Annotated in this window: 20 protein-coding genes; 12 read left to right on the top strand and 8 right to left on the bottom strand. The window is 69.1% G+C overall.

The window, feature by feature from the left end:
- Nucleotides 1–54: 54 nt before the first annotated feature.
- Entirely contained in the window at nt 55–1,482 is a 1,428-nt protein-coding gene (locus FG154_RS04030; RefSeq protein ID WP_145104592.1) for a polysaccharide deacteylase family 2 protein, read from the bottom strand.
- A 177-nt stretch (nt 1,483–1,659) separates the two neighbouring features.
- Between FG154_RS04030 and FG154_RS04025 the strand changes: the two genes are divergently transcribed.
- From FG154_RS04025 to lexA, 6 genes are read left to right on the top strand one after another with little or no spacing between them, the layout of a single operon-like run.
- A complete protein-coding gene (locus tag FG154_RS04025) occupies nt 1,660–2,241 on the top strand; it encodes an anthranilate synthase component II (RefSeq protein WP_145104590.1) in 582 nt (193 codons plus the stop codon).
- Complete coding sequence (gene trpD / locus FG154_RS04020) at nt 2,238–3,254, top strand: anthranilate phosphoribosyltransferase (protein WP_145104588.1); 1,017 nt, start codon at nt 2,238–2,240, stop codon at nt 3,252–3,254. Before FG154_RS04025 ends, trpD begins: the two co-directional genes overlap by 4 nt.
- A 31-nt stretch (nt 3,255–3,285) precedes the next feature.
- Complete coding sequence (gene trpC / locus FG154_RS04015; RefSeq protein ID WP_145104586.1) at nt 3,286–4,098, top strand: indole-3-glycerol phosphate synthase TrpC; 813 nt, start codon at nt 3,286–3,288, stop codon at nt 4,096–4,098.
- Entirely contained in the window at nt 4,098–4,577 is a 480-nt protein-coding gene (gene moaC / locus FG154_RS04010; RefSeq protein WP_145104584.1) for a cyclic pyranopterin monophosphate synthase MoaC, read from the top strand. The genes trpC and moaC overlap by 1 nt, the downstream gene beginning before the upstream one ends.
- Nucleotides 4,574–5,758: a molybdopterin molybdotransferase MoeA gene (locus tag FG154_RS04005; protein WP_145104582.1), complete on the top strand. Its 1,185-nt coding sequence runs from the start codon at nt 4,574–4,576 to the stop codon at nt 5,756–5,758. The genes moaC and FG154_RS04005 overlap by 4 nt, the downstream gene beginning before the upstream one ends.
- A gap of 58 nt (nt 5,759–5,816) precedes the next feature.
- Nucleotides 5,817–6,503, top strand: coding sequence for a transcriptional repressor LexA (lexA, locus tag FG154_RS04000; protein ID WP_145104580.1), 687 nt, complete (start codon nt 5,817–5,819; stop codon nt 6,501–6,503).
- 14 nt (nt 6,504–6,517) lie between these two features.
- Here the strand turns inward: lexA and FG154_RS03995 are convergent, their stop codons facing one another.
- The gene (locus tag FG154_RS03995; protein WP_145104579.1) at nt 6,518–8,557 is read right to left on the bottom strand and encodes a ComEC/Rec2 family competence protein; all 2,040 of its coding nucleotides are present in this window, start codon (nt 8,555–8,557) and stop codon (nt 6,518–6,520) included.
- Nucleotides 8,558–8,634: 77 nt separating this feature from the next.
- On the opposite strand from FG154_RS03995, the gene gltX reads away from it, so the two are divergent.
- Entirely contained in the window at nt 8,635–10,050 is a 1,416-nt protein-coding gene (gene gltX / locus FG154_RS03990; protein WP_145104577.1) for a glutamate--tRNA ligase, read from the top strand.
- A gap of 106 nt (nt 10,051–10,156) precedes the next feature.
- Entirely contained in the window at nt 10,157–11,443 is a 1,287-nt protein-coding gene (gene gltA / locus FG154_RS03985) for a citrate synthase (RefSeq protein WP_145104575.1), read from the top strand.
- A gap of 56 nt (nt 11,444–11,499) precedes the next feature.
- Here gltA and FG154_RS03980 read toward each other — a convergent pair whose 3' ends face one another.
- Nucleotides 11,500–12,603 (bottom strand): DUF2235 domain-containing protein, encoded by a 1,104-nt coding sequence (locus FG154_RS03980; protein WP_145104573.1) that lies wholly within the window; start codon nt 12,601–12,603, stop codon nt 11,500–11,502.
- A gap of 156 nt (nt 12,604–12,759) precedes the next feature.
- Nucleotides 12,760–13,905 (bottom strand): type III PLP-dependent enzyme, encoded by a 1,146-nt coding sequence (locus FG154_RS03975; RefSeq protein WP_145104571.1) that lies wholly within the window; start codon nt 13,903–13,905, stop codon nt 12,760–12,762.
- A gap of 217 nt (nt 13,906–14,122) precedes the next feature.
- On the opposite strand from FG154_RS03975, the gene FG154_RS03970 reads away from it, so the two are divergent.
- A complete protein-coding gene (locus FG154_RS03970) occupies nt 14,123–14,554 on the top strand; it encodes an Lrp/AsnC family transcriptional regulator (protein WP_011910031.1) in 432 nt (143 codons plus the stop codon).
- 73 nt (nt 14,555–14,627) lie between these two features.
- Nucleotides 14,628–17,591 carry a valine--tRNA ligase gene (locus tag FG154_RS03965; protein WP_145104569.1) on the top strand — a complete coding sequence of 988 codons (2,964 nt, stop codon included), beginning with the start codon at nt 14,628–14,630 and terminating at the stop codon, nt 17,589–17,591.
- Nucleotides 17,592–17,733: 142 nt separating this feature from the next.
- Here the strand turns inward: FG154_RS03965 and FG154_RS03960 are convergent, their stop codons facing one another.
- On the bottom strand, nt 17,734–18,330 hold the full coding sequence (locus FG154_RS03960) for a transglycosylase SLT domain-containing protein (RefSeq protein ID WP_145104567.1): 597 nt from the start codon (nt 18,328–18,330) through the stop codon (nt 17,734–17,736).
- Between the two features lie 167 nt (nt 18,331–18,497).
- Here FG154_RS03960 and gatB point away from each other — a divergent pair, with 167 nt between their 5' ends.
- Nucleotides 18,498–20,009, top strand: coding sequence for an Asp-tRNA(Asn)/Glu-tRNA(Gln) amidotransferase subunit GatB (gatB, locus tag FG154_RS03955; RefSeq protein ID WP_145104565.1), 1,512 nt, complete (start codon nt 18,498–18,500; stop codon nt 20,007–20,009).
- A 123-nt stretch (nt 20,010–20,132) separates the two neighbouring features.
- Nucleotides 20,133–20,561 (top strand): DUF4177 domain-containing protein, encoded by a 429-nt coding sequence (locus FG154_RS03950; protein WP_145104563.1) that lies wholly within the window; start codon nt 20,133–20,135, stop codon nt 20,559–20,561.
- Between the two features lie 15 nt (nt 20,562–20,576).
- Here the strand turns inward: FG154_RS03950 and FG154_RS03945 are convergent, their stop codons facing one another.
- The 3 genes from FG154_RS03945 to pepN form a co-directional block, all read right to left on the bottom strand.
- A complete protein-coding gene (locus FG154_RS03945; RefSeq protein WP_145104561.1) occupies nt 20,577–21,680 on the bottom strand; it encodes a pyridoxal phosphate-dependent aminotransferase in 1,104 nt (367 codons plus the stop codon).
- Nucleotides 21,681–21,736: 56 nt separating this feature from the next.
- Complete coding sequence (locus FG154_RS03940) at nt 21,737–22,648, bottom strand: lysophospholipid acyltransferase family protein (protein ID WP_145104559.1); 912 nt, start codon at nt 22,646–22,648, stop codon at nt 21,737–21,739.
- 103 nt (nt 22,649–22,751) lie between these two features.
- Nucleotides 22,752–25,307 carry an aminopeptidase N gene (gene pepN, locus FG154_RS03935; protein WP_145104558.1) on the bottom strand — a complete coding sequence of 852 codons (2,556 nt, stop codon included), beginning with the start codon at nt 25,305–25,307 and terminating at the stop codon, nt 22,752–22,754.
- Nucleotides 25,308–25,509 lie beyond the last annotated feature (202 nt).

Below are 25,509 nucleotides of genomic sequence, written 5' to 3'. Positions count from 1 at the left end.
CCCTTATCTCACGACCGAATCGCATCGCGCGGCCCGCGACCGCGCCGCGCGCGATTACCGCATCAGGGCCGTCACCGGCGCCAGCGCCACCGCATCCGCCCGCCCCTCGACCGTCCATTCCAGCAGGCCCTGCAGCGTCTCGGGCCGCGTGTCGCCATAGACCGCCACCCGGCCGTCCTGCGCCGCCTTGAAGGCGGCCCGGTCGAGCACGCGGCGGATCTCGGCCGCGTTCGCCCCCTCCGCATCAAGGCTGCGGAACACGACCGCTGCCGGGAGGCTCTGGCGCCGCGCCACCTGATCAGCGGCGTTGAGGCCGCGGTCATGGGTCACGAGCCCCCGGCCCTGCGATTCCAGGATGCCGACGACCTGCGTCGCCAGCGTCCGGGCCTCCTGAAAGCCACCCGACGGCAGATCGATCATCCCGACCGCCTCCGGCACCGCAAGCGCGGCGGATTCGAGCATCACCTCGGCATCCGCGGCCGTCGCGCCCTCGGGCAGGCCGGTGGCGAGCATCAGCACCTCATGCCCCGCCGCGCGATACATGGCGGCCGCGGTGGCCGCGCCGGGCTCCTGCGGGTCGATGACGAAGGTCACGGGGAACGGCAGGCCGGCCAGCGCCTCGCGGTCAAGGCCCGGCCCGCCCGTGTCGCGCAGGAGAACTGCAAACAGCGGCTTCTGCATCGGGTTCTCGAAGGGCCGCGCGTAGCGCCGGATCGGCGGCGGGTCGGTCTCGGGCTCGGCCGTCGCTGAGGTGGCAGGGTCCGGGTCGCCGATGCGCGGCAGGCGCGAACCGTCGGCGGGCGTGCGCGGCGGGTCGGCCTCGATCATCCGCGGGCGTGCGGGATCGGTGATCCCTGCGGCGTCCGCCAGCATCGCCTCCTCCTCCGGCGTCAGGGGCGGTGGCGGCGGCAGCTCGGCCGCGGCGGGATCGGCCTCGGCCGAGGGCACCCCCGGCTGCGCCGTCCCCTCGAGACGGACCGGCGCGGCAAGGCTGGAGGCTGGACGCGCGGGCGCTGCGGCCTCGTCCGCCGGTGCGACCGGAACCGCGGGTTCAAGCGGCACCGATTGCGGCCGGGAGGCGGTCCGGGTGTCGGGCGACGAGCTATCGGGCACGTCCGGGACGGCCACGGGCAGCACCTCGCTGCGCGGCGGCGCCCGGTCGGCCGTCGGCAGGACCGGCGGTGCGTCGGGCAGCGGGCGGGCGAATTCGGATCCGGCGGGCGGCACGAGATCGGTGGCGGGGCCCGCAGGCACAGGCTCGGCCGTCGGGGCCTTGGGCACGAGAGCCGGATCGGTCTTTCGGACGGCGTCCGCCCCGGCGGCGCGATCCGAGGAGGAGACCTCCGCGGCCACCCTTGCGGGCTCGGCCTCGGCGGCTGGCCAGGTCGTGCCCGGAGGCCGCGCCATCTGCGAGGCGACGGCGAGGCCCACGCTGCCCACGATGCCGCCCATCAACACGCCCGAAAGGAAACCCCGGCTCATCTGGCCACTCCTGCCCACTGCCCCGCCGCGCCGGCCAATCCCGGCCCTCGTGGGGCATTTCGCGCGTTGTCCGCGCTGTTCATCCCCTTGACGCCCCTGCGCCGCTCGGCCCATGTATAACGCGACCGTCGCAAGGGTTCACCCCCTATCCTCCACATCGCCTCGGGGTGCCGCAAGATGCTGCTTCTCATCGACAACTACGACAGCTTTACCTACAACCTCGTGCATTATCTGGGGGAACTCGGGGCCGAGGTCGATGTGCGGCGCAACGATGCGCTCGACGTGCAGGCGGTGATGGCGCTCCGGCCCGAGGCCATCGTGCTCTCGCCCGGCCCGTGCGATCCCGAGGCCGCGGGGATCTGCCTGCCGCTGACCGCCGCCGCGGCCGAGGCGAAGATCCCGCTCCTGGGTGTCTGCCTCGGACACCAGACGATCGGCCAGGCCTTCGGCGGCAAGGTGGTGCGCTGCCACGAGATCGTGCACGGCAAGATGGGCGCCATGCACCACGAGGGCAAAGGCGTCTTCGCGGGCCTGCCCTCGCCCTTCCTCGCCACGCGCTACCACAGCCTGATCGTCGAGCGCGACAGCCTGCCCGACTGCCTCGAGGTCACCGCATGGCTCGAGGATGGCACGATCATGGGGCTGCGCCACAGGACCCTGCCGATCGAGGGCGTGCAGTTCCACCCCGAGAGCATCGCATCCGAGCATGGCCACCAGATGCTGCGCACCTTCCTCGATAGCGCCAAGGTGGCGGCATGAGCGACCGGCTGAAGCCGCTGATCGGGACCGCGGCCACCCGCGCCCTCACCCGCGAGGAGGCCGAGTTCGCCTTTGAATGTCTGTTCGAGGGCGAGGCCACGCCCGCGCAGATGGGGGGCCTTCTGATGGCGCTGCGCACCCGCGGCGAGACGGTGGACGAATATGCCGCCGCTGCCAGCGTCATGCGGGCCAGGTGCCACAAGGTCCGCGCGCCCCACGGCGCCATCGACATCGTGGGCACCGGGGGCGACGGCAAGGGCACGCTGAACATCTCGACCGCGACGGCCTTCGTGGTGGCGGGCGCGGGCGTGCCGGTGGCCAAGCACGGCAACCGCAACCTTTCATCCAGGTCGGGCGCCGCGGATGCGCTGACCGAGATGGGTCTCAATGTCATGGTCGGCCCCGAGCGGGTCGAAGAATGCCTGATGGAGGCCGGGATCGGCTTCATGATGGCGCCGATGCACCATCCGGCGATGCGCCATGTGGGGCCGGTGCGGACCGAGTTGGGCACGCGGACGATCTTCAACATCCTCGGGCCGCTGACCAATCCGGCGGGCGTGAAGCGGCAGCTGACCGGCGCCTTCTCGGCCGACCTGATCCGGCCGATGGCCGAGGTTCTGGCCGCGCTCGGCTCCGAGAAGGCGTGGCTCGTGCATGGCGGCGACGGCACGGACGAGCTGGCGATCTCGGCCGCCTCGAAGGTGGCCGCGCTCGAGGGCGGGCAGATCCGCGAGTTCGAGTTGCACCCCGAGGAGGCGGGCCTTCCCGTTCACCCGTTCGAGGAGATCGTGGGCGGCACGCCGGCCGAGAATGCGCAGGCCTTCCGCGCGCTGCTCGAGGGCGCGCCCGGCGCCTACCGCGACGCGGTGCTGCTGAACGCGGCGGCGGCGCTCGTGGTGGCCGATCGGGCGCCGGGCCTCCGCGAAGGGGTGGAGATCGCCACCGAAAGCATCCTGTCCGGTGCCGCCAAGGCGAAGGTCGCCCTGCTGGCCCGGCTGACGAACGCCGCCTGACGGCCAAGAGACAAAGGGGGACCGGCCGGCGATGAGCACCATTCTCGACCGCATCAAGGCTTACAAACTGGAAGAGATCGAAGCCCGCAAGGCCGAAAGGCCGCTGGTGGCGGTCGAGGATGCGGCCCGCGCCGCGCCTGCGCCCCGAGGCTTCGCCCGCGCGCTCTCGACGGCCGCCGCGACCGGCTACGGGCTGATCGCCGAGATCAAGAAGGCCAGCCCGTCGAAGGGCCTCATCCGCGAGGATTTCGACGTGCCCGCGCTGGCCCGCGCCTATGAGGCGGGTGGCGCCACCTGCCTCTCGGTGCTGACCGACGGCCCGTCGTTCCAGGGCGCCGACGAGTTCCTGCGCCAGGCCCATGACGCGGTCAAGCTGCCCTGCCTGCGCAAGGACTTCCTCTACGACACCTATCAGGTGGCCGAAGCCCGCGCGCTCGGGGCCGACTGCATCCTGATCATCATGGCCAGCGTCAGCGACAGCCAGGCGCTCGAACTCGAGGCGGCGGCAAACCAGTGGGGCATGGATGTGCTGGTCGAGGTCCATTCGCGCGAGGAACTCGCGCGGGCGGAGCATCTGAAATCGCGGCTCATCGGCATCAACAACCGCAACCTCGACACGTTCGAGGTCTCGCTCGACGTGACGCGCGACCTGGCGCGCCGCGTGCCCGAGGACCGGCTGATCGTCTCCGAGAGCGGGCTTTATACGCCCGACGATCTGGCCGACCTCGCCCGCTACGGCGCCCGCTGCTACCTGATCGGGGAAAGCCTGATGCGGCAACAGGATGTCGAGGCGGCCACCCGCGCCATCCTCGCGGCGCCGCTCACGTCGCAAGGCGGCATCTGATGGCCGGGCTGAGCCACTTCGACGAGGCCGGCCGCGCGCATATGGTGGATGTGTCCGACAAGCCGGTGACGGCCCGCGTGGCCGTGGCCCGCGGCGAAGTGCGGATGGGTGCCGCGACGCTCGCCCTCGTGACCGAGGGCCGGGCGGACAAGGGCGATGTGCTGGGTGTCGCGCGGCTTGCCGGGATCATGGCGGCCAAGCGCACCGCCGATCTGATCCCGCTCTGCCACCCGCTGCCGATCACCAAGGTCGCGCTGGAGCTGACGCCCGACCCGGGCCTGCCGGGCATCGTGGTCGAGGCCACCGTCCGGACCGGCGGCCAGACCGGCGTCGAGATGGAGGCCCTGACCGCCGTCTCGGTCGCCTGCCTCACGATCTACGACATGGTGAAGGCGGTCGAGAAGGGCATGGAGATCACCGGCATCCGCCTGCTTCTCAAGGATGGCGGCAAGTCGGGCCGGTTCGAGGCCAGGCCATGATCCGGGTCGAGGAGGCGCTCGAGCGGGCGCTGGCGCTCGCCTCCCCGTTGTCGGTCGAGAAGGTGCCGCTGGCCTCGGCCTCGGGGCGGGTGATGGCGCGCCCGGCGGTGGCGACGCGCGATCAGCCGCCCTTCGACGCCTCCGCCATGGATGGATATGCGGTGATCGGCAATCCTGACGCGGGGGCGACCTTCGCCGTGGTGGGCGAGGCCGCGGCGGGCCACGGTTGGCAGGGCGTCCTGGAACCCGGACAGGCGGTGCGGATCTTCACAGGCGCGCCCGTTCCCCCCGAGGCGACCCGCGTGGTTTTGCAGGAGGATGTGACGGTCGAGGCGGGCGTGATCCGTCTGGCCTCGGCGGCCACGGGGGGCGCGCATATCCGGCCGAAGGGGCAGGATTTCCGCGCCGGCGACAGCCTGTCGCCCCGGCGCCTGCGGCCGAACGACCTGGCGCTTCTCGCCGCGATGAACATTCCCGAGGTCACGGTGACGCGCCGCCCGGTGGTGGCCCTGATCGCCACCGGGGACGAGCTGGTGATGCCCGGCGAGGTGCCGCGCCCCGATCAGATCATCGCCTCGAACAGCTTCGCGCTGAAGGCCCTGGTCGAAGCCGAGGGCGCCGAGGGGCGGCTTCTGCCCATCGCGCGCGACACCGAGGACGAACTGCGCACCGTGCTGGGCCTCGCCTCGGACGCCGACCTGATCGTGACGATCGGCGGCGCCTCGGTGGGCGACCACGATCTCGTTGGGAAGGTGGCGGCCGAAATGGGGCTGGAGCGCGCCTTCTACAAGATCGCCATGCGCCCCGGAAAGCCGCTGATGGCGGGCCGCCTGCGGGATGTGCCGATGCTGGGGCTGCCGGGGAATCCGGTCTCGTCCATCGTCTGCGCGCATCTCTTCCTGCTGCCGATGCTGCGCGCGATGCTGGGTCTGCCGGCCGGCCCCGCACCCGTGCACAGGGCCGAGCTTGCGGTGGCCCTGCCGCCGAACCCCGCCCGCGCGCACTACATGCGCGCGCGCCTGACCCCGCGCGAGGGGCTGCCGCTGATCGAGCCCCTGGGCTCGCAGGACAGTGCGCTGCTGCGGCTGCTGGCACAGGCGGATGCGCTGCTCGTGCGGCCGGTGGATGACCGGGCGCGCGAGCCGGGCGAGGCGGTGGATTACATCTCGCTGAACGCTTGACACAAAGCGGGAACGCGGGGCAGAACATGCGGTGAACCCTTCGACGGAGGTTGCCGCCGTGCTGACACGCAAGCAGATGGAACTGCTGGATTTCATCAAGACGCGGATGGACCGCGACGGCGTGCCGCCTTCGTTCGACGAGATGAAGGATGCGCTCGACCTGCGGTCGAAGTCGGGCATCCATCGGCTGATCACCGCGCTGGAAGAGCGTGGCTTCATCCGCCGCCTGGCCCACCGCGCCCGCGCGATCGAGATCGTGAAGCTGCCCGAGGCGATGGAGCGGGCGGGCTTCGCCCCCCGTGTAATCGAGGGCGACCGGCCGGAGCCTCCTCGGGGCGCGCGCCCGGTGGAAACGGCGAACGCGCTCGATCTGCCCCTGATGGGCCGGATCGCGGCGGGCCTGCCGATCGAGGCCATCACGGACGGGGCGCAGTCGGTCACGGTGCCGAGCATGATGCTGTCGGGCCGCGGGCAGCACTACGCGCTGGAAGTCCGCGGCGACTCGATGATCGAGGCCGGGATCAACGACGGCGACATCGTCGTGATCCGCGAGCAGCAGACGGCGGACAATGGCGACATCGTGGTGGCGCTGGTCGCGGATCATGAGGCAACGCTGAAGCGCTTCCGTCGCCGCGGCGGCATGATCGCGCTCGAGCCCGCCAACGCCTCCTACGAGACGCAGGTCTATCCCGATCACATGGTCAAGGTTCAGGGCAGGCTGGTGGGACTGATCCGCAGCTACTGACGGCGCGCTCCGGCTCAGGGGCGGCCGCTCCAGAGCCTCCGGTCGGCGCGCGCGGGCACCATGCGCAGCCCCTTGGCCCCCGGCCAGATGGCCAGCGCGCCGGTTCGGGCCAGCACGGACTGGTCGATCAGCTGGCAGCCCGAAGGAACCGGCCCCTCGTGCCGCGCGGCGAGAATCACCAGATGCGCCGTGGCGCAGGCCTCGGGGACGCGATCGGCCGCTCCCTTCCCCTTGAGGGCCACCCCCTCGATCCCGTCCATCGAGAAGCGCCGCGCGCCGCGTGGCCCGTCAAAGCCCGGTCGCGCGGCGGCGGCCGGCTGGTCCGCCAGATCGCCGTCGTTCTCAAGCCAGCTTCGCGCGGCAAAGCCGCCCCCCCGTGCCGACGACAGCGCCCTGCCCTCGGGGCCCAGAAGGCCGACCAGCGCCCCATCCGACGAGACGAGGAGCGGCGGCCGGTCCGCCTGCGCCCAGAGCAGGAAGGCCCCCGCCATGCCGACCAGCCCTGCATGGCGCGCCCTCCCCCGCCAGAGCATGAGCCAGAGCCCTCCGAGCGTCAGGATCGGCAGCACCCACGGCCCCGGTGAGGCCACTGCCCCGACCGAGCCGGGCAGCGCCGCCACCCAATGCGCGACCCAGAGGATCCAGCGCGCGCCAAGCTCCATCGCCCAGAGCGCCGGGAACGACGCGCCGAAGGGGGCAAGCAGCGCGGCAACCCCGGCCGCGGGCATCACCAGCAGCTCCATCATCGGCACGGCGATCAGGTTGCCCATCAGCCCGTAGGTCGCGATCCGGTTGAAGTGGGCCGCCGCGTAGGGGCCGGTCGTGACACCGCCGATCACCGACGAGACGAACAGCAGGAACACCGGTGCCACGAAGCGCGACATCGTGCGGGGATGGACCCGTTCGCGCAGCGCGTTGAAGCCCCAGATCAGGCCCGCCGTGGCGGCGAAGGACATCTGGAAGCCGGCCTCGAGCAGGGCCTCGGGCTGCCAGAGCAGGATCACGCTCGCCGCCAAGGCAAAACTGCGCATCGACAGCGCCCGGCGGTCGGCGAGGATCGCGGCCAGCATGACGGCGATCATCACGAAGGCGCGGAGCGTGGGCACGTTCCCTCCCGACATCAGCAGGTAAAAGCCGGTGGCGAGGAAGGCCACGCACGCCGCGATCTTCTTCGTCGGCAGGCGCAGGGCGAGCGGCGGGACAAGCGCCAGCCCGTGCCGCACGAGCCCGAAGACAAAGCCCGCGAGAAGGCTCATGTTCAGGCCCGAGATGGCGAGGATATGGGCCAGCCCCGACAGCCGCAGATCCTCCATCGTGGCGGCGCTGATGCCGGCGTAGTCGCCGGTCAGCACCGCGGCGGCAAAGGCGCCGGCCTCGCCCGGAAAGCGATCCTGCACGCCGATGCGGACCGCCACGCGCAGCCGGTTCACGAGGCTGTCGCCGCTCGCCGCCGGCTCGAGCATCACGACGGGCGTCCGCGTGTAGCCCACCGCGCCCAGACGGTCGAAGAAGGCCATGCGGCGGAAGTCGAAGCCGCCGGGCTCGGCCGGGGGCAGCGGCGCGTCGAGATGGCCGGTCATCATCACGACCATGCCGGGCGTGGGCTCGAACGGCTGCAGGCCGTGAACGGTCACCCTCACCCGGTCGGGCGTGCGTTCGGGCGGGGTCCGCTCCAGCACCAGACGGTCGAGCGTCAGGCGCATGGCGTCGGTCTGCGAACGGTCGATGGACAGCAGCCGCCCCTCGATCGCGCCGTAATAGTGAAAGCCGAGGATCGGCGCGGCCAGCACCGCGGCCCTGAGTCCCGCGGCGAGGAATCCCGCCGCGATACAGGCCAACGCCACGATCGGCGGATGGAAAAGTTCGGGTGCCTTCCAGCGGCCGAGGAGGCCAAGAAGGGCTCCGGCCAGCGCCAGAGCATAGGCGGGCCATCCCGGCTCGGCCGCGGGTGCGAACCAGATCCCGATCCCGATCCCGAGGAACACCGGCACGAAGGGGAACAGGAAGCCCCGCGCTTCGGCCAGAGCCACGAGCGGAAGCGCCAATGCCCGCACCTTGTTTCCCGATCCGTGATTGCCTAGACAGGCCCCGATCCTGAGCGCCTGATGGTTTCAGAAAGGTTAATCCACCCATGTCCGCCGCGTCCGAAAAGCCTGTCGTCACCCGTTTCGCCCCGTCGCCGACCGGCTATCTGCACATCGGCGGCGCCCGGACGGCGCTGTTCAACTGGCTCTTCGCCCGCGGCCGCAAGGGCACCTTCCTGCTGCGCATCGAGGACACCGACCGCGAACGCTCGACCCCCGAGGCGACGGACGCGATCCTGCGCGGGCTCAGCTGGCTGGGCCTCGACTGGGACGGCGAGGTGGTCAGCCAGTTCGCCCGCAAGGACCGCCACGCCGAGGTGGCGCGCGAGATGCTGGCGCGGGGCGCGGCCTACAAGTGCTTCTCGACCCAGGACGAGATCGAGGCCTTCCGCGAGGCCGCCCGGGCCGAAGGCCGCTCGACCCTGTTCCGCAGCCCCTGGCGCGAGGCGGACCCTTCGACCCATCCCGATGCACCCTATGTGATCCGCATGAAGGCGCCGCGGACCGGCGAGACGGTCATCGCGGACCGGGTGCAGGGCACCGTGCGCTTCCAGAACGAGACGCTCGACGACATGGTGGTGCTGCGCTCGGACGGGACGCCCACCTACATGCTCGCCGTGGTGGTGGACGATCACGACATGGGCGTGACCCATGTGATCCGGGGCGACGACCACCTGAACAACGCCGCCCGGCAGACGATGGTCTACGAGGCGATGGGCTGGGAGGTGCCGATCTGGGCCCATATCCCGCTGATCCACGGGCCGGACGGCAAGAAGCTGTCAAAGCGGCACGGGGCGCTTGGCGTCGAGGAATATCAGGCGATGGGCTATCCGGCGGCCGGGATGCGCAACTACCTGACCCGTCTGGGCTGGGCGCATGGAGACGACGAGTTCTTCACCTCGGAGCAGGCGATGGAGTGGTTCGACCTGGAGGGAATCGGCCGCTCGCCCGCCCGACTCGACTTCAAGAAGCTCGAGAATGTCTGCGGCCAGCACATCGCCGTCATGGATGATGCGGCTGCGATGCATGAAATAGAGGCATATCTTGCTGCGGCGCGGAAACCCGCCTTGACCGACCTGCAGGCAGGGCGGCTTTCGGCGGCTCTTTACGCGCTGAAGGACCGGGCCAAGACCTTCCCGGAACTGCTTGAAAAAGCCCGATTCGCGCTCGAGTCGCGGCCGATCGCGGCGGATGACGCTGCGGCGAAGGCACTCGATGCGGTATCCCGTGGTATACTGCGCGAATTGACGCCGATCCTGCAAACTGCTAGCTGGTCGAAGCAGGAGCTGGAGGCCGCCCTGACCGCCTTCGCGGGCGAGAAGGGAATGGGCTTCGGCAAACTGGCCGCCCCCTTGCGCGCCGCCCTTGCCGGGCGCACGGTGACGCCCAGCGTCTTCGACATGATGCTGGTCATCGGTCGGGACGAGACGATTGCGCGGCTGGAGGATGCCGCGGCGGCCTGACGGGCCGCCCTCCCCTCTTTGCCGCATCCCGGTCCTCAACGGAACCGGAACCTATCGGCCTCGCGCCATCCCGCGCGACGCCGGCCCGAACGAGAGAGGGAGAAGCATGACGAAATCCGCAAAGCTCACGATCGGAGAGAAGGTCATCGACCTGCCGATCCACTCGCCCACCCTTGGGCCGGACGTTCTCGACATCCGCAAGCTCTACGCGGAAGCTGACGTCTTCACCTACGATCCGGGCTTCACCTCGACGGCCGCCTGCGAAAGCACGATCACCTACATCGACGGCGACAAGGGCGAGCTTCTCTATCGGGGCTACCCGATCGAGCAGCTGGCCGAGCGGTCGCACTATCTGGAAGTCTGCTACCTCCTTCTCTACGGAGAGCTGCCGAACGCAGCACAGGCGGCCGATTTCGAATACCGGATCACGCGGCACACGATGCTGCACGAGCAGATCCACTACTTCTTCCGCGGCTTCCGTCGTGACAGCCACCCGATGGCGACCATGGTGGGCGTGGTGGGCGCGATGTCGGCCTTCTACCACGACTCGCTCGACATCAACGATCCGTGGCAGCGTGAGGTCGCGGCGATCCGCATGATCGCCAAGCTGCCGACGATCGCGGCGATGGCCTACAAATATTCGATCGGCCAGCCCTTCAACTACCCGCAGAACCACCTCGATTACGCCGGCAACTTCCTGCACATGTGCTTTGCGGTGCCGGCCGAGTCCTACACGGTGAACCCTGTCCTCGCCAAGGCGATGGACCGGATCATGATGCTGCACGCCGATCACGAGCAGAACGCCTCGACCTCGACGGTGCGTCTGGCGGGCTCGTCGGGTGCGAACCCCTTCGCCTGCATCGCGGCCGGTATCGCCTGCCTCTGGGGCCCGGCGCATGGCGGCGCGAACCAGGCCTGTCTGGAAATGCTGCGCGAGATCGGGACGGTGGACCGCATCCCGGAATACATCAAGCGCGCCAAGGACAAGGACGATCCGTTCCGCCTGATGGGCTTCGGCCACCGGGTCTACAAGAACTTCGACCCGCGCGCCAAGGTGATGAAGGAAAGCGCCGACGAGGTGCTGGGCCTGCTCGGCATCGAGAACAACCCGACGCTCCAGGTCGCCAAGGAGCTTGAGCGGATCGCGCTCGAGGACGATTACTTCGTCTCGAAGAAGCTCTATCCGAACGTGGACTTCTACTCGGGGATCATCCTCGACGCGATGGGCTTCCCCACCTCGATGTTCACGCCGATCTTCGCGATCTCGCGGACGGTTGGCTGGATCTCGCAGTGGAAGGAGATGATCGGCGATCCCACGCAGAAGATCGGCCGCCCGCGCCAGCTCTACAAGGGCGAGAAGACCCGCGACTACGTCGATCTGCGCCACCGCTGATCGCCATGCAGATGAACGGCGGCCCCTCGGGGGCCGCCGTCTTGCTTTTCCGGCGCCTATCCTTGCGTGGGTTCTCCCGCCGGGCCCGAGCCCAGCCGAAGCCGCCACTTGCGGGGGGCGGGATCGGGCCGCAGGGCGGTCGGGTGGAGATATTCCGTCGGGCAGCACAGCTGCGACCGGCGCTGCCGCCAGAGAAAGAGCTTGCCCCAACCGGCATAGAGGCTCGTCATCGGGGCGGTGGCATCGCAGGGAAACGCGGCGCGCCAGCCCTCCGGCAGCTGCAAGCCGCAATGCGCGGCGCGTTCAAGCATCCAGACCAGAGGGATGTTGGACAGCAGGCGCGAGCCGTGCTGGCCGCCGTTGAGCTGGCCCCCGATGTCGCCGTGGCCGCCGCGGAACCAGGCCTGCTCGACGATCTGGCCGTGGTAGGGATAATCCCAGAGCACCGGCTCGAAGACCGTGCGGGTCTCGTCCATGGCCAGCGCGTGAAAGCCGTGGCGCACCGTCCGGCCCAGCCTGTGGCTGTGAAAGGCGTGCCGGTCCTCGGTCAACCGCCACAGCAGCGGCAGCCGCAACCCGAGGGCCTTCACGGTGTCGAAGATGCCCACCACCTCGATCTCGACCCGCGGATGGCAGTAGCGGCGCGAAAAGGCGCGGGCATGGGGCCGGATGCTGCCCTGCTCGTAATGGCGCCAGGCCAGCTGGACATTGCGCTCGGTCGCCTCTTCGCGGCGCAGCAGCCCGACGCGGTCGATCACGCCCGCCAGCGAGCGCACCGCATAGGCCCCGCGCGAATAGCCGAAGAGGAAGATCCGGTCGCCCGGCTGATAGTGCGAGGCGAGATAGCCATAGGCGCGCCGGATCTGGCGGTTGAGGCCCCTGCCCTGCACGAGGTCGCCGACCCTGAGCCAGCCGCCCCATTGCAGCCCCGGCTCGTAATAGATCGTGCGATGGACCGAGCGCCGTCCCTGGCGCAGCAGCTTGAAGATCAGCCCGACGTTGGTCTCGTTGCCCGGCTCGAGCGAGGAACAGGTGCCGTCGAGCAGGATCACGTGATCCACCGGCCCCCGGCGGGCGCCGCGCGCGGGCGGCGTGGCCGGTTCGGTCTCCACGGTGGGATGGGGCCGCAGCCAGTGACGGAGGCTCTTGATCAGCGACATGCCGCAACCTCCGGTTCGACCGCGGTTCCGCCCTCGCACTGAGTCAACTGGTCGAGCGCCGACATGTAGCCCATCCACTGTTACATGGAGGATGAAGAAAAAGCCCGGGCGGAAGGTTCCGACCGGGCCTTAAAATATCACCGGGAGGTGAATGATTTACAACTTGAGCGAAAGGACGGTCGCCATACTCAGTTCGCCGAAGCCGTTGAACCGGGTGTTGGTGGCCGTGGAATAGGCGCCCATGCCCTGGAACACCAGAAAGTCGCCTTCCGCGACATCGACCGACAGCGGCAGTTCGCCCGGCAGACGGTCCACCGAGTCGCAGGTCGGCCCGAAGATGATGCGGTCGCGCGTCTCACCCTCGCGGCGGCGGCCCTCGGGGGTCAGCACCGACACACGGTCGATCACGCCGATCAGCGGCAGTTCCGTCAGCGAGCCATAGACCCCGTCATTGAGGAAGATGTGGGCATCGTCCCGCACCGCCTTGATGCGCGTGGCGAGGGTGAAGGCATCGGCGCAGATGCCCCGGCCCGGCTCGCACACGAGGAGCGGACGGTCGGCGCCGAAGGCCTCGTCGGCCACGCGGTCGATCAGGTGGAAGATCGCCTCAAGCTCGGGCTCGACCCCGTTCAGCCGGTGCGAGGGGAAGCCGCCACCCACGTTCAGCCGGGCAATGGTGACGCCGGCCTCACGCGCGATCTCGGCCGCCGTGCGGATGTAGGTCTCCCACGCCGCGGGGTCGGTGCATTGGGTGCCGGGGTGGAAGGTCATCGAGGGGATGAAGCCCGCCTCGGCCACCGTCTTCAGCAGCTCGGTCGCCAGCTCCACCGTGGCGCCGAACTTGGCGCCGAAGTTGTAGGCCGCGCCCGAGACCGGCAGCTTGAAGCGCACCGAGATCTCGCATCCCTCGGCCGGAACCAGCTCGATCAGCTTGGCCAGCTCGGACTTCGAGTCGACCGACCAGCTTTTCACGCCCATCTCGACGGCCACGGCGATTTCCGCGCGCGATCGAACCGGGTTGTTGTAATGCAGCGCCGCATCCGGGGCGATCCGGCGGATCATGCGGATCTCGTGCGGCGACGCCACATCATAGCCGCGGATCCCGGCGGCGGCGAGGTTCTCGATCACCACCTCTTCCGGGTTCGACTTGACGGCATAGGTCACCATGCCCGGAAAGCCGTCGATGAAACGCCGCGCCGTCGCCTGCAGGATCGACGGCGAGAAGAACAGCACCGGCGCCTCGGGAGAGATCGCACGGAGATATTCGGCGGGGTTTGTCCAGATCGTCTTCGAGAGTCCCATCGGCGTTCCTTTCGGCCAACAAGACGCAAGCCCTCTGCCCGCGTTACATGGGGGGAGTGGGAGGCACCTGCGCGGTTTCGACAAACCAGGCCAGGTGCGTATGAGCCGCCCTTTTCCTGCAACAAAGGATGCCTCATTTGGGGCACAAATCCACCGATCAAAAGTGTTGATATGCAGCGATATGTCGGCATAGTGACGAAAACTCTGGGCATTTTGCATGGATGAGCTGGACCGCAACATTCTCGGCATTCTGGGGGCCGACGCACGGACCTCGGTGGCGACGCTCGCCCGTCGGTTGAAGGTCGCGCGGTCGACCATTCAGGCGCGGCTGGAGCGGCTCGAGACTTCGGGCGTGATCGCGGGCTACACGCTCAAGCTGGGCGAACAGGCCCGGCAGGGACGGCTGCGGGCCTCGGTCCTGCTCACGATCGAGCCGCGGACACAGGCCGCGATCCTGACCCGACTCAAGGCCATCGCCGAGGTCGAGCGCGTCTTCACCACCTCCGGCCGGTTCGACCTCCTCCTCCAGATCGCGGCCCCCTCGACGCAGGTCCTCGATCAGGTGCTCGACGAGGTGGGGGCGATGACCGGGGTCCGAAGCTCGGAGAGCCTGATCCACCTCTCGACCCGGATCGACCGCGCGGTGTGAGCGCGGGTGCGATGAGGCTTGGCCTCGGGCCGCGGCTTGGATAGACCGGGCGCAACGAATTGCGAGGCCCGACATGCCGATGGACAAGACCTTCAACGCCGCCGAGGCCGAGGCCCGGCTCTACGACAAGTGGGAGAAGGCGGGCGCCTTCCGCGCGGGCGCCAATGCCTCGCGGCCCGAGACCTTCTGCATCATGATCCCGCCGCCGAACGTGACGGGCTCGCTGCACATGGGGCACGCCTTCAACAACACGCTGCAGGACATCCTGACGCGCTGGCACCGGATGCGTGGCTTCGACACGCTCTGGCAGCCGGGGCAGGACCATGCCGGCATCGCCACCCAGATGGTGGTCGAGCGGGAACTCGCGAAGGCCGGCCAGCCGGGCCGCCGCGAGATGGGCCGCGAGGCGTTCCTGTCGAAGGTCTGGGAGTGGAAGGAGCAGTCGGGCGGCACGATCGTCAACCAGCTCAAGCGCCTCGGCGCCTCGTGCGACTGGTCGCGCAACGCCTTCACGATGGATGCGAACTTCCAGCGCGCCGTGCTCAAGGTGTTCGTGGACCTTTACGAAAAGGGCTTCATCTACCGCGGCAAGCGGCTGGTGAACTGGGATCCCCACTTCGAGACGGCGATCTCGGACCTTGAGGTCGAGCAGGTCGAGGTGAACGGCAGCATGTGGCGCCTGCGCTACCCGCTCGCGGACGGCGCGACCTACCGCCACCCGGTCGCCTTCGACGAGGAGGGCCAGCCCGTCGAGTGGGAGGAGCGCGACTACCTGACCGTCGCCACCACCCGTCCCGAGACGATGCTGGGCGACACCGGCATCGCGGTGAATCCCGCCGACGAACGGTACGCCCACCTGATCGGCAGGGAGGTCATCCTGCCGCTGGTCGGCCGCCGCATCCCGATCGTGGCCGACGATTACGCCGATCCCTCCAAGGGCACCGGCGCGGTGAAGATCACGCCCGCGCACGACTTCAACGACTGGGGCGTGGGAAGCCGCACCGGGCTGCGCGCGATCAACGTGATGAGCGGCCGCGCGGCCATGTTCCTCGCCGAGAACGCCGATTTCCTCGAAGGCTGCACGCCGTCCGAGGCGGCGCTGGCGCTGGATGGCCTTGACCGTTACGAGGCGCGCAAGCGCATCGTGGCGCTGGCCGAGGAGCAGGGCTGGCTCGACGGGATCGATCAGGACAAGCACATGGTCCCGCACGGCGACCGCTCGAAGGTCGCGATCGAGCCGATGCTGACCGACCAGTGGTTCGTGGACACGGCCAGGATCGTGCAGCCCGCCATCGACGCGGTGCGCGACGGCCGGACCGAGATCCTGCCCGAGCGCGACGCCAAGACCTACTTCCACTGGCTCGAGAACATCGAGCCCTGGTGCATCTCGCGCCAGCTCTGGTGGGGCCACCAGATCCCGGTCTGGTACGGCCTCGACATCTGGCCCGCCCGCTTCGACGACGACGGCGATGACACGCTCGACGAGGTCGAGATCTTCGAGTTGCTGGAAGACGGCGCCTTCAACCATGCCGAGCCCACGCATCACTGCGCCTTCGACTTCGACGCGGTGTCCGAGAAGTTCCTCGACGATCTCGCCTCGCTGCCGGCGCCGCTGAACCATGCCCGCGTGGTCGAGGTCGCGAGCCGCGCCGAGGCCGTCGACCGGCTGGCGCAGGCGCTCGCCGACTACAACGTGAGCGAGGACCCGACGCATCTTGTCTATCCGGTCTGGCGCGACCCGGACGTGCTCGACACCTGGTTCTCCTCCGGCCTCTGGCCGATCGGCACGCTGGGCTGGCCCGAGGATACGGACGAACTCCGCCGCTATTTCCCGACCAACGTGCTGATCACCGGCTTTGACATCATCTTCTTCTGGGTCGCCCGGATGATGATGATGCAGCTGGCCGTGGTGAACGAGGTTCCCTTCAAGACCGTCTATGTCCACGCGCTCGTGCGGGACGAGAAGGGCAAGAAGATGTCGAAGTCGCTCGGCAACGTGCTTGACCCGCTGGAACTGATCGACGAGTTCGGGGCCGATGCCGTGCGTTTCACCCTGACGGCGATGGCCGCCATGGGCCGCGACCTCAAGCTGTCCACCGCGCGCATCCAGGGCTATCGCAACTTCGGCACCAAGCTCTGGAACGCCTGCCGCTTCGCCGAGATGAACGGCGTGTGGGAGGGGCACGCAACGCAGGCCGCCCCGCCGCAGGCCACCGCCACCGTGAACCGCTGGATACTTGCCGAGACGGCGAAGGCCCTGAGCGACGTTGATGAGGCGCTTGCCGCGTACCGTTTCGACATGGCGGCCGGCACGCTGTATTCCTTCGTCTGGGGCAAGGTGTGCGACTGGTACATCGAATTTTCCAAGCCGCTGTTTGATGGTCCGCAAGCGGACGAAACCCGCAGAACGATGGCATGGGTTCTCGATCAGTGCATGATCATGCTGCATCCGATCATGCCCTTCATCACCGAGGACCTCTGGGAGGCCACCGGGCAACGCGAGAAGATGCTCGTGCACACCGACTGGCCGACCTACGGCCATGAGCTTCACGACGTCCTTGCCGAAGGCGAGATGAGCTGGGTGATCGGCCTGATCGAAGAGATCCGCTCGGCCCGGGCCCAGGTGCGCGTGCCGGCGGGGCTCAAGCTGCCGGTGCTGCAACTGGCGCTGGACGAGGCAGGACGCGCGGCCCTGGCCCGCAACGAGGCCCTCATCCTGCGCCTCGCCCGCCTCGAGGGTTTCACCGAGGCCGCGACGGCACCGAAGGGGGCCCTGACCATTGCCGTGGAGGGCGGCAGCTTCGCCATCCCGCTCGAGGGCGTGATCGACATCGCCGCCGAACGCACGCGCCTCGCCAGGACCCTCGAAAAGCTCGAGAAGGATCTCGGCAGCCTGCGCGGGCGCCTCGGCAATTCCGCCTTCGTCGCCTCCGCGCCGGAAGAGGTGGTGGACGAGGCCCGCACCCGGCTTGAACAGGGCGAGGAAGAGGCCGCGAAGCTCTCCGCGGCCCTCGCCCGCCTGTCCGAAGTCGCCTGACCCGGCGGCGCCCCCGGGCGCCGCCCCGCAAGGCTCGGGACGGCCCGCGCCGCCCCTGCTTTCACTCTTGCAGAAATATCCTCGGGGGGAGGCCGCGGCCTGCCGCGGCCCGGGGGGGCAGACAGCCCCCCGCCGCCGGACCTCAGCTCCGCATCTGGCAGTAGGGCTGTGAGCGCGTCCATGCGGCCATCTCGGCCCGCTTCGAGGCGCTGCGGAACGGCGCCCAGTCGCGCCCGAGGCCCTTGCGGCCGTTGCCCGCCACCATCCCGTCGCGTCCCACCTGCCTGGCCGCGATCCGCACGGCGCAGGACAGGTTCAGCGCCCCGTCCTTCAACTCGCCCGCGCTCTGGGCCCGGCAGCCGTAGGCGCGGGCGGTCTGGGGCGCGATCTGCGTCAGGCCGATCCAGCGCCCGCCCCCGCCCGAGGCCACCGGGTTCCAGGTGCTCTCATGCTTGGCCAGCGCCGAGAGGATCCCGCTCCAGAAGGCGCGGCGCTCCTCGGGCGTGGCGTCGGGATAGCCGGGGCACCAGGTCCCGATGTCCTGCGGCACGATGTCGGTCAGGAAGTCGTCGCGCTGTTCCACGGCAAGGAGCGTCCGCTCGGTCCAGATCTTCGCTTCGGGGCGGTGGTCCCACCGCATGGCGGGCAGGAAGTTCCGCGCTTCCGAAGTGGGTCGCGCTTCGCCGCAGGAAACCGGCAGGGCGAGCAGCAGACCGATCAGGACCATCCGGATCTTCATCCGTCAACCTCAGAGTTGCACCGCCTCACGTCGCGGCTCGCGGGTTGTGCCCGGCGCCAGCGGATTCGGGCAACCCAGCCCAAATGATGTCGGCGAGACTTCGCCACCCCCTCCCTTGCCCTCTGGCAGTTCCCCGCCTAGAAACGCCCAGCGACCGGAGGTGCCCCATGCTCGACCTGACCTATGAGACCCCGAAGCCCAAGGTGATCGCCGGGGCCAAGCACGACTGGGAACTGGTGATCGGCATGGAGATCCACGCCCAGGTCTCGTCGAACGCCAAGCTGTTCTCGGGCGCCTCGACCACGTTCGGCGCCGAGCCGAACTCGAACGTGTCCTTCGTCGATTGCGCGATGCCGGGAATGCTTCCGGTGATCAACGAGTTCTGCGTGGCGCAGGCGGTGCGCACCGGCCTCGGCCTCAAGGCGCAGATCAACCTGGTCTCGGCCTTCGACCGCAAGAACTACTTCTACCCCGACCTGCCGCAGGGCTACCAGATCAGCCAGCTCTATCACCCGATCGTGGGCGAGGGCGAGGTGCTGGTCGAGATGGGTCCGGGCGTCGCGCGCCTCGTGCGGATCGAGCGTATCCATCTGGAACAGGACGCCGGCAAGTCGATCCACGACATGGACCCGAATCTCTCCTTCGTGGACTTCAACCGCACCGGCGTGGCCCTGATGGAGATCGTCAGCCGCCCCGACATCCGCGGCCCCGAAGAGGCGGCGGCCTATGTGGCCAAGCTGCGCCAGATCCTGCGCTACCTCGGCACCTGCGACGGCAACATGCAGAACGGCAACCTGCGCGCCGACGTCAACGTCTCGGTCTGCCGCCCCGGCGATTATGAGCGCTATCAGGCGACGCAGGACTTCTCGCATCTGGGAACCCGCTGCGAAATCAAGAACATGAACTCGATGCGGTTCATCCAGCAGGCCATCGACTACGAGGCGCGGCGCCAGATCGCCATCCTCGAGGATGGCGGAAAGGTGGTGCAGGAGACCCGCCTCTACGATCCCGACAAGGGCGAGACGCGCTCGATGCGGTCGAAGGAAGAGGCGCACGACTACCGCTACTTCCCCGATCCCGACCTTCTGCCGCTCGAGATCGAGCAGCCGTGGGTGGACGAGATCGCGGCCTCGATGCCCGAGCTGCCGGACGCCAAGAAGGCCCGCTTCATGGGCGACTACGGCGTGACCGATTACGACGCCAACGTGCTGACCGCCGAACTGGACGCGGCCGCCTTCTTCGAGGCGGTGGCCAAGGGGCGCGACGGCAAGCAGGCGGCGAACTGGGTCATCAACGAACTGTTCGGCCGGCTGAACAAGCAGGGCCTGACCATCGCCGAGACGCCGGTGAGTGCCGCGCAGCTGGGCGGGGTGCTCGACCTGATCGCCTCGGGCGAGATCTCGGGCAAGATGGCCAAGGACCTGTTCGAGATCATCTGGACCGAGGGCGGCGATCCCGCCGAGGTGGCGGCGGCCCGCGGCATGAAGCAGGTGACCGACACCGGTGCCATCGAACGGGCGGTGGACGAGATCATCGCGGCCAACCCCGCGCAGGTCGAGAAAGCCAAGGCCAATCCCAAGCTTGCCGGCTGGTTCGTCGGCCAGGTCATCAAGGCCAGCGGCGGCAAGGCCAATCCCGCTGCCGTCAATCAGATCGTGGCGCAGAAGCTGGGGCTGTAGGGCTCCGACCGGCGGGGCCTGATCGGCTGTTCACCGCGCGGCGGGGCGGCGCGGCCCGCCTTGCCCCTTGGCACCCGCCCGGTTCGCCCTAGACTCTCGCCCGAGCAAGCGAGATTCCAGACCATGCCCCGATTCGAATACAAGGTCATCCCCGCGCCGCGGAAGGGCGAGAAGGTGAAGGGCGCCAAGACCCCCACCGATCGCTTTGCCCACGCGCTTACCCAGATGATGAACGAGCTTGGCCGTGACGGCTGGGATTATCTGCGCGCCGAGACCCTGCCCTGCGAGGAACGGGTCGGCTTCACAGGCAAGACGACCACCTACCAGAATCTGCTCATCTTCCGCCGGGTGGTCGAAGAAGCCCAGACCACGGACCAGCTTCCGCCGGACCTGCCGGCCTTCTTCCGCCCCGAGGGAACGCCGGGCCCATCCGCGCTTGCCTCGAGCCTCCGGCCCGGCACGGACGAGGGCCAGAGAGGGCTGACCGCGCAGGCCCCCGAGGGACATGCGCCCTCGCTTGGTCCGGCACGCGGGGGGCTGGCGGCCGAGTAGGCGGCCGGTGCGCCGTTATCCTGCCGCGCGAATCGCGTCGGGCAGGGCCTCGGCCAGGGCGGCCAGATCCTCGGGACGGCCGCAGCTGATGCGAATGCAGCGGTCGTGGGGTGCCACGAACGGCATCCGCACGAAAATGTCCCGCTCCACCAAGGCCCTGAGGATGGCACGCGCATGGGCGCCGTCCCGTCCGCAATCGACCGTGACGAAGTTCGTGGCCGAGGGCAGCGGCGCCAGCCCGCAAGAACGGGCGATCCGGCCGATCTCGTCGCGGGAGAGGCCCACCTGCTTTCTCACCTGCACCAGCCAGTCCTGATCGGTGATGGCCGCCAGCGCACCGGCCTGCGCGATCCGGCCAACCCCGAAATGGTTGCGCACCTTGTCGAAGGCGGCGATCAGGCCGCGGGCGCCGATCGCGTAGCCCACCCGCAGGCCCGCAAGCCCGTATCCCTTCGAGAAGGTGCGGAAACGGATGACCCGCGGATCCTCGGGGTCGATGTGCGGGGCTGTCCCGTCGGGCGCAAGCTCCACATAGGCCTCGTCGAGCGCAAGGAGCGTCCCCTCGGGCAGGTTCTCGATCATCGCGCGGATGGTGGCGGCGGGATGGTGCGAGCCCATCGGATTGTCCGGGTTCGCGAGGTAGAGGATCTTCGCCCCGACCTCGCGGGCGCGGGCGACGAGAGCCTCGGTGTCCTCGCGATCACCGCGGTAGGGAACCTTGTGCAGCGTGCCGCCAAACCCCGTGACGTGGAAGGCGAAGGTCGGATAGGCCCCGTCCGAGGTCACCACCGCATCTCCGGGCGCCACGAGCAGCCGGACCAGCAGGCCCAGCAGACCGTCGATCCCCTCGCCCACCATCACCTGATCGGGCGCCACCCCGTGATGCGCCGCGATCGCGCCGCGCAGCTCGTGCATCTCGGGGTCGCCATACATCCAGACCTCGGATGCGGCGCGCGACATCGCCGCGACGGCCCGCGGTGACGGCCCGAAGAGGCTCTCGTTCGCGCCGAGCCGGGCGCGGAAGGGTCGGCCGCGCGCACGCTCCTGCGTTTCGGGGCCAACGAAGGGAACGGTGGAGGGCAGGCTCTCGACGAGCGGGGTATAGCGCGGTGCGGTCATGGCGCCGAGTTGAACGCCATCCCGGGCCGCCGCGCAAGGGGATGCCGCAGCGGTGCCTAGCCCCGTGCGTAGCGAAGGGCACCGCGCAGGCTGGTCATCTGCAGGATGCTGACCGCGGGCGAATGCTGCCCGCCCAGCGCCAGCGTCGCCTCGCGCAGCATCTCGATCCCCTCTTCGGACTTCGTGGGCAGACGCTCAGGCGGGATGGGGCGGCCCATGGTGATGCGGAACGGCTGGCGGTGCTTGTTCAGCACCTCGTGGAACAGGGTGATGTCGCGCAGCGTGGGGTGGATCAGGTCAAAGAGATAGAAAAGCGTCGAGTTGCGGGCCCGGATGTTCACCGGCACCACGGGCAGGTCGAACTTGCGCGCGATCATTGCGGCCGAGGCCATCCACGGCCGCTCCATCAGCTTGAGCCCGGTGCGCTTCGCAAGGCGGCCCGACGGAAAGATCACCCCGAGCCGCCCCGCCTCGATGGCGCGGCGCGTGTAATCCATCGTCTCGCGCGTCTTCTGGTGGCTGCGCTTTTCGGGACGCCATTCGACCGGGCAGATCATGTCCTCCATCTGCGGCAGCACGCGGAGGATATCACGGTTGGCGTAGAAGAAGAGGTCGGGCCGCAGGGGCGCCAGTGCCCGGTGCAGGATGATCCCGTCGGCAATCCCGGTGGGATGGTTGCAGACCACCAGCGCCGGCCCGTTGCGCGGCAGGTTCTCGAGCCCGGACACCTCGACATCGCGGGCGATCATCGCGGCCACGCGGCGCATGATCTCGGGTGCGGGGTCGTCCTTCAACGTCTCACCGATCTGCACCGTGCGGTCGTAGCTCAGGACGCGCGTCAGCAGCCGCCGGCACAGGTCATGGTGCGGCCGGCCGGAAAAGAGCCACGGCGCGCGCTCCTCGATGAGCGGATCGATTCGGGACTGCATCATGAGCGATACCAATGGCCTCCTGCTCTCGCATGACATGAGGCTGAGTCGTTTTGGCCGGCAAGTGCCGGCCTTTGCGCGCCTTCGCACTCGGCAGTCATCCGCCGGTCAGAACGCCTGTTTCGGGCCAAGGTTCCCCTCCTCACCCGCGCCTCATCCGCCCGGCCATCTCGCCCAGATCCCGGCTGAGGCCGGGGGTGGCGAGGATGCGGTCGAGTTCGGCGAGCATCATGGCCTGCCGGTCCGCGTCATAGCGCGCCCGCGTCTCGAAGGCGGTGGACATGCGCGCCGCCGTCTGCGGGTTCAGCGGATCGAGCCGGATCAGCCAGTCCGCAAGCAGCCGGTACCCAGAGCCCGAAGCGTGGTGAAAGCCCGCATGATTGGCCGAAAGCGCCCCGACGACCGAGCGGAAGCGGTTCGGGTTCTTCCATTCGAAGGCGGGATGGGCCGTCAGCCGCTCGACCGTCGCGCCCGTCTGGTCGGGCGAAGCATGGAGGATCTGCAGGGCGAACCACTTGTCCATCACCAGACGGTCCCGGCTCCACCGGGTCTCGAAGAGGCCCAGTTCCTCCTGCCCCCGGCCGATCTCGAGCAGGCAGGCCAGCGCGCCAACCTCTTCGGTCATGTTGTTGGCCGCACGGAAGGCGGCCTCGGCGCGCGCGCCCCCGTCGCACCGGGTCACGAGGCCCAGCGCCGCCAGCCGCAGCGCCCGCCGCCCCGCGGCCCGCGCCTCGGGCGAGAAGGGCCCCGGTTCGGCCAGCGCGTCGATCAGCGCCCCCAGTTGCGGCTCGAGCCGCTCAGCCAGCGCCTCGGCCATCCGCTCGCGCGCGGCATGGATGCGCGCCGGATCGGGCACATGGCCCGCGGAATGGAGCGTCTGCGCCATGTCATCCTCGCCCGGCAGCCGCAGGGCGAGCGCACGGAAGGCGGGGTCGAGCGCATCGTCCACCGCCACCCGCGCCAGCGCATCGAGCCAGTCCGGCCCCGGCTGCGCGCCTTCGGTCACCATGCGTGCCAGCACGTCCTTCGCGAGCGCCCGGCCCGCCTCCCACTTGTTGAACGGGTCGGTGTCATGGGCGAGCAGGAAGGCGCGCTCCTCGGGCGAGGTTTCGCGTTCCAGCACCACGGGCGCCGAGAAGCCGCGCAGGATCGACGGGACGGGGCGGCTCGCCAGCCCGCCGAAGCTGAAGCTCTGGCGCGACTCGGTCATCTCGAGGACGGTCGTCGGCACCACCTCGTCGCCGTTCGGATTCAGAAGGCCCACGGCGATCGGGATGACCTTGGGGCGCTTCACGGGCTGGTCCGGGGTCGGCGGGTTCAGCTGCTCGAACTCCAGCGTGTAGCGGCCCGCCTCGAACCGGTCCGAGACCTTGAGGCGCGGTGTCCCGGCCTCGGAATACCAGAGCTTGAACTGCGAAAGATCGCGGCCCGTGGCATCCTCGAAGACCTTGAGCCAGTCCTCGATGGTCGCCGCCTGCCCGTCGTGGCGCCGGAAATAGAGGTCAAGCGCCTTCGCATAGCCCTCGTCGCCGACGAGACGCTTGAGCATGCCGATCACCTCCGCCCCCTTCTCGTAGACGGTCGCGGTGTAGAAGTTGTTGATCTCGATATATTCCTCGGGGCGGACCGGGTGGGCCAGCGGCCCGTCATCCTCGCGGAACTGCCGCGCGCGCAGCGTCAGCACATCCTCGATCCGCTTCACCGCGGCCGATCGCATGTCGGAACTGAACTGCTGGTCGCGGGAGACCGTCAGCCCTTCCTTCAGGCACAGCTGGAACCAGTCGCGGCAGGTGATCCGGTTGCCGGTCCAGTTGTGGAAATATTCATGCGCAATGATCGCCTCGATCCGGGCGAAATCCTCGTCGGTCGCGGTTTCGGGCAGGGCCAGCACATACTTCGAGTTGAAGATGTTGAGCCCCTTGTTCTCCATTGCGCCCATGTTGAAATCATCGACCGCCACGATGTTGAACACGTCGAGATCGTATTCGCGGCCATAGACCTCTTCGTCCCATCTCATCGACCGGATCAGGCTGTCCATCGCATAGGCGCAGCGCGCCTCGTCGCCCGGCCGCACCCAGATGTTCAGTGCGACGTCGCGGCCCGACATGGTGGTATAGCCCGCGCTGTGGGCCACGAGATCGCCCGCCACCAGCGCGAAAAGATAGGCGGGCTTCGGCCAGGGATCGTGCCACTCCGCCCAGCCCGGCCCCGAGGCGACCTCGTTGCCGTTCGACAGCAGCACCGGCAGGTCGCTCTCGATCCGCACGCGGAACGGCGCCATCACGTCGGGCCGGTCGGGATAGAAGGTGATCTTGCGAAAGCCCTCGGCCTCGCATTGCGTGCAATACATGCCGTTCGACATGTAGAGCCCCTCGAGCGCGGTATTGGCGGCCGGGTCGATCTCGACCTCGGCCGAGAAGGTGAAGGTGCCCTCGGGCAGGCCGGCGGCAGGCAGGGTGAGGCCGGTCGCGTCGGGAGAGGCCGTGACGGGCGCGCCATCGACCGCGGCCGAGATGAGCTTCAGCCCCTCACCATCAAGGCGCAGGTCGTGCCGCCCCGGCAGGGCCGGGTTCGGCCGGAACCGGATCTCGGACAGGACGCGCGTCTGGCCCGGCGTCAGACGGAAGACGAGCGAGACGGTTTCGACAAGATGGCTGGGGGGGCGGTAATCGGCGAGGCGGATCGGCGTGTCAGTCATGATCTTCTCCTGGACCTTCAGCCTAGCCCGCGCCGCGCCGCGCGCAAGGCCCGCCGCGCCGGGTCGCGGGGGTCGCCCCTTCATCGCAAGGCTTGGTTTCAGGGCGATGACGCTGCGGGGGGTGGGTCGTGCCTATCGGCTGCCCTTCGCGCCGCGACGCCCGAGGGGCCACGAGACCCTTGCCCTTCCCGCCCGATCCGCT

The sequence above is a fragment of the Cereibacter sediminicola genome (genome assembly GCF_007668225.1).
GTDB lineage: Bacteria > Pseudomonadota > Alphaproteobacteria > Rhodobacterales > Rhodobacteraceae > Cereibacter_A > Cereibacter_A azotoformans.
Note: the sequence above shows the minus strand (reverse complement) of the source record. Positions and strands in the feature narration are given on the sequence as shown.

Excerpts from the sequence above, each read along its gene's own strand:
- FG154_RS04030 (WP_145104592.1), bottom strand. The coding sequence starts at position 1,482 with ATGAGCCGGGGTTTCCTTTCGGGCGTGTTGATGGGCGGCATCGTGGGC.
- FG154_RS04025 (WP_145104590.1), top strand. The coding sequence starts at position 1,660 with ATGCTGCTTCTCATCGACAACTACGACAGCTTTACCTACAACCTCGTG.
- trpD (WP_145104588.1), top strand. The coding sequence starts at position 2,238 with ATGAGCGACCGGCTGAAGCCGCTGATCGGGACCGCGGCCACCCGCGCC.
- trpC (WP_145104586.1), top strand. The coding sequence starts at position 3,286 with ATGAGCACCATTCTCGACCGCATCAAGGCTTACAAACTGGAAGAGATC.
- moaC (WP_145104584.1), top strand. The coding sequence starts at position 4,098 with ATGGCCGGGCTGAGCCACTTCGACGAGGCCGGCCGCGCGCATATGGTG.
- FG154_RS04005 (WP_145104582.1), top strand. The coding sequence starts at position 4,574 with ATGATCCGGGTCGAGGAGGCGCTCGAGCGGGCGCTGGCGCTCGCCTCC.
- gltX (WP_145104577.1), top strand. The coding sequence starts at position 8,635 with ATGTCCGCCGCGTCCGAAAAGCCTGTCGTCACCCGTTTCGCCCCGTCG.
- gltA (WP_145104575.1), top strand. The coding sequence starts at position 10,157 with ATGACGAAATCCGCAAAGCTCACGATCGGAGAGAAGGTCATCGACCTG.
- FG154_RS03980 (WP_145104573.1), bottom strand. The coding sequence starts at position 12,603 with ATGTCGCTGATCAAGAGCCTCCGTCACTGGCTGCGGCCCCATCCCACC.
- FG154_RS03975 (WP_145104571.1), bottom strand. The coding sequence starts at position 13,905 with ATGGGACTCTCGAAGACGATCTGGACAAACCCCGCCGAATATCTCCGT.
- FG154_RS03970 (WP_011910031.1), top strand. The coding sequence starts at position 14,123 with ATGGATGAGCTGGACCGCAACATTCTCGGCATTCTGGGGGCCGACGCA.
- FG154_RS03965 (WP_145104569.1), top strand. The coding sequence starts at position 14,628 with ATGCCGATGGACAAGACCTTCAACGCCGCCGAGGCCGAGGCCCGGCTC.
- FG154_RS03960 (WP_145104567.1), bottom strand. The coding sequence starts at position 18,330 with ATGAAGATCCGGATGGTCCTGATCGGTCTGCTGCTCGCCCTGCCGGTT.
- gatB (WP_145104565.1), top strand. The coding sequence starts at position 18,498 with ATGCTCGACCTGACCTATGAGACCCCGAAGCCCAAGGTGATCGCCGGG.
- FG154_RS03950 (WP_145104563.1), top strand. The coding sequence starts at position 20,133 with ATGCCCCGATTCGAATACAAGGTCATCCCCGCGCCGCGGAAGGGCGAG.
- FG154_RS03945 (WP_145104561.1), bottom strand. The coding sequence starts at position 21,680 with ATGACCGCACCGCGCTATACCCCGCTCGTCGAGAGCCTGCCCTCCACC.
- FG154_RS03940 (WP_145104559.1), bottom strand. The coding sequence starts at position 22,648 with ATGTCATGCGAGAGCAGGAGGCCATTGGTATCGCTCATGATGCAGTCC.
- pepN (WP_145104558.1), bottom strand. The coding sequence starts at position 25,307 with ATGACTGACACGCCGATCCGCCTCGCCGATTACCGCCCCCCCAGCCAT.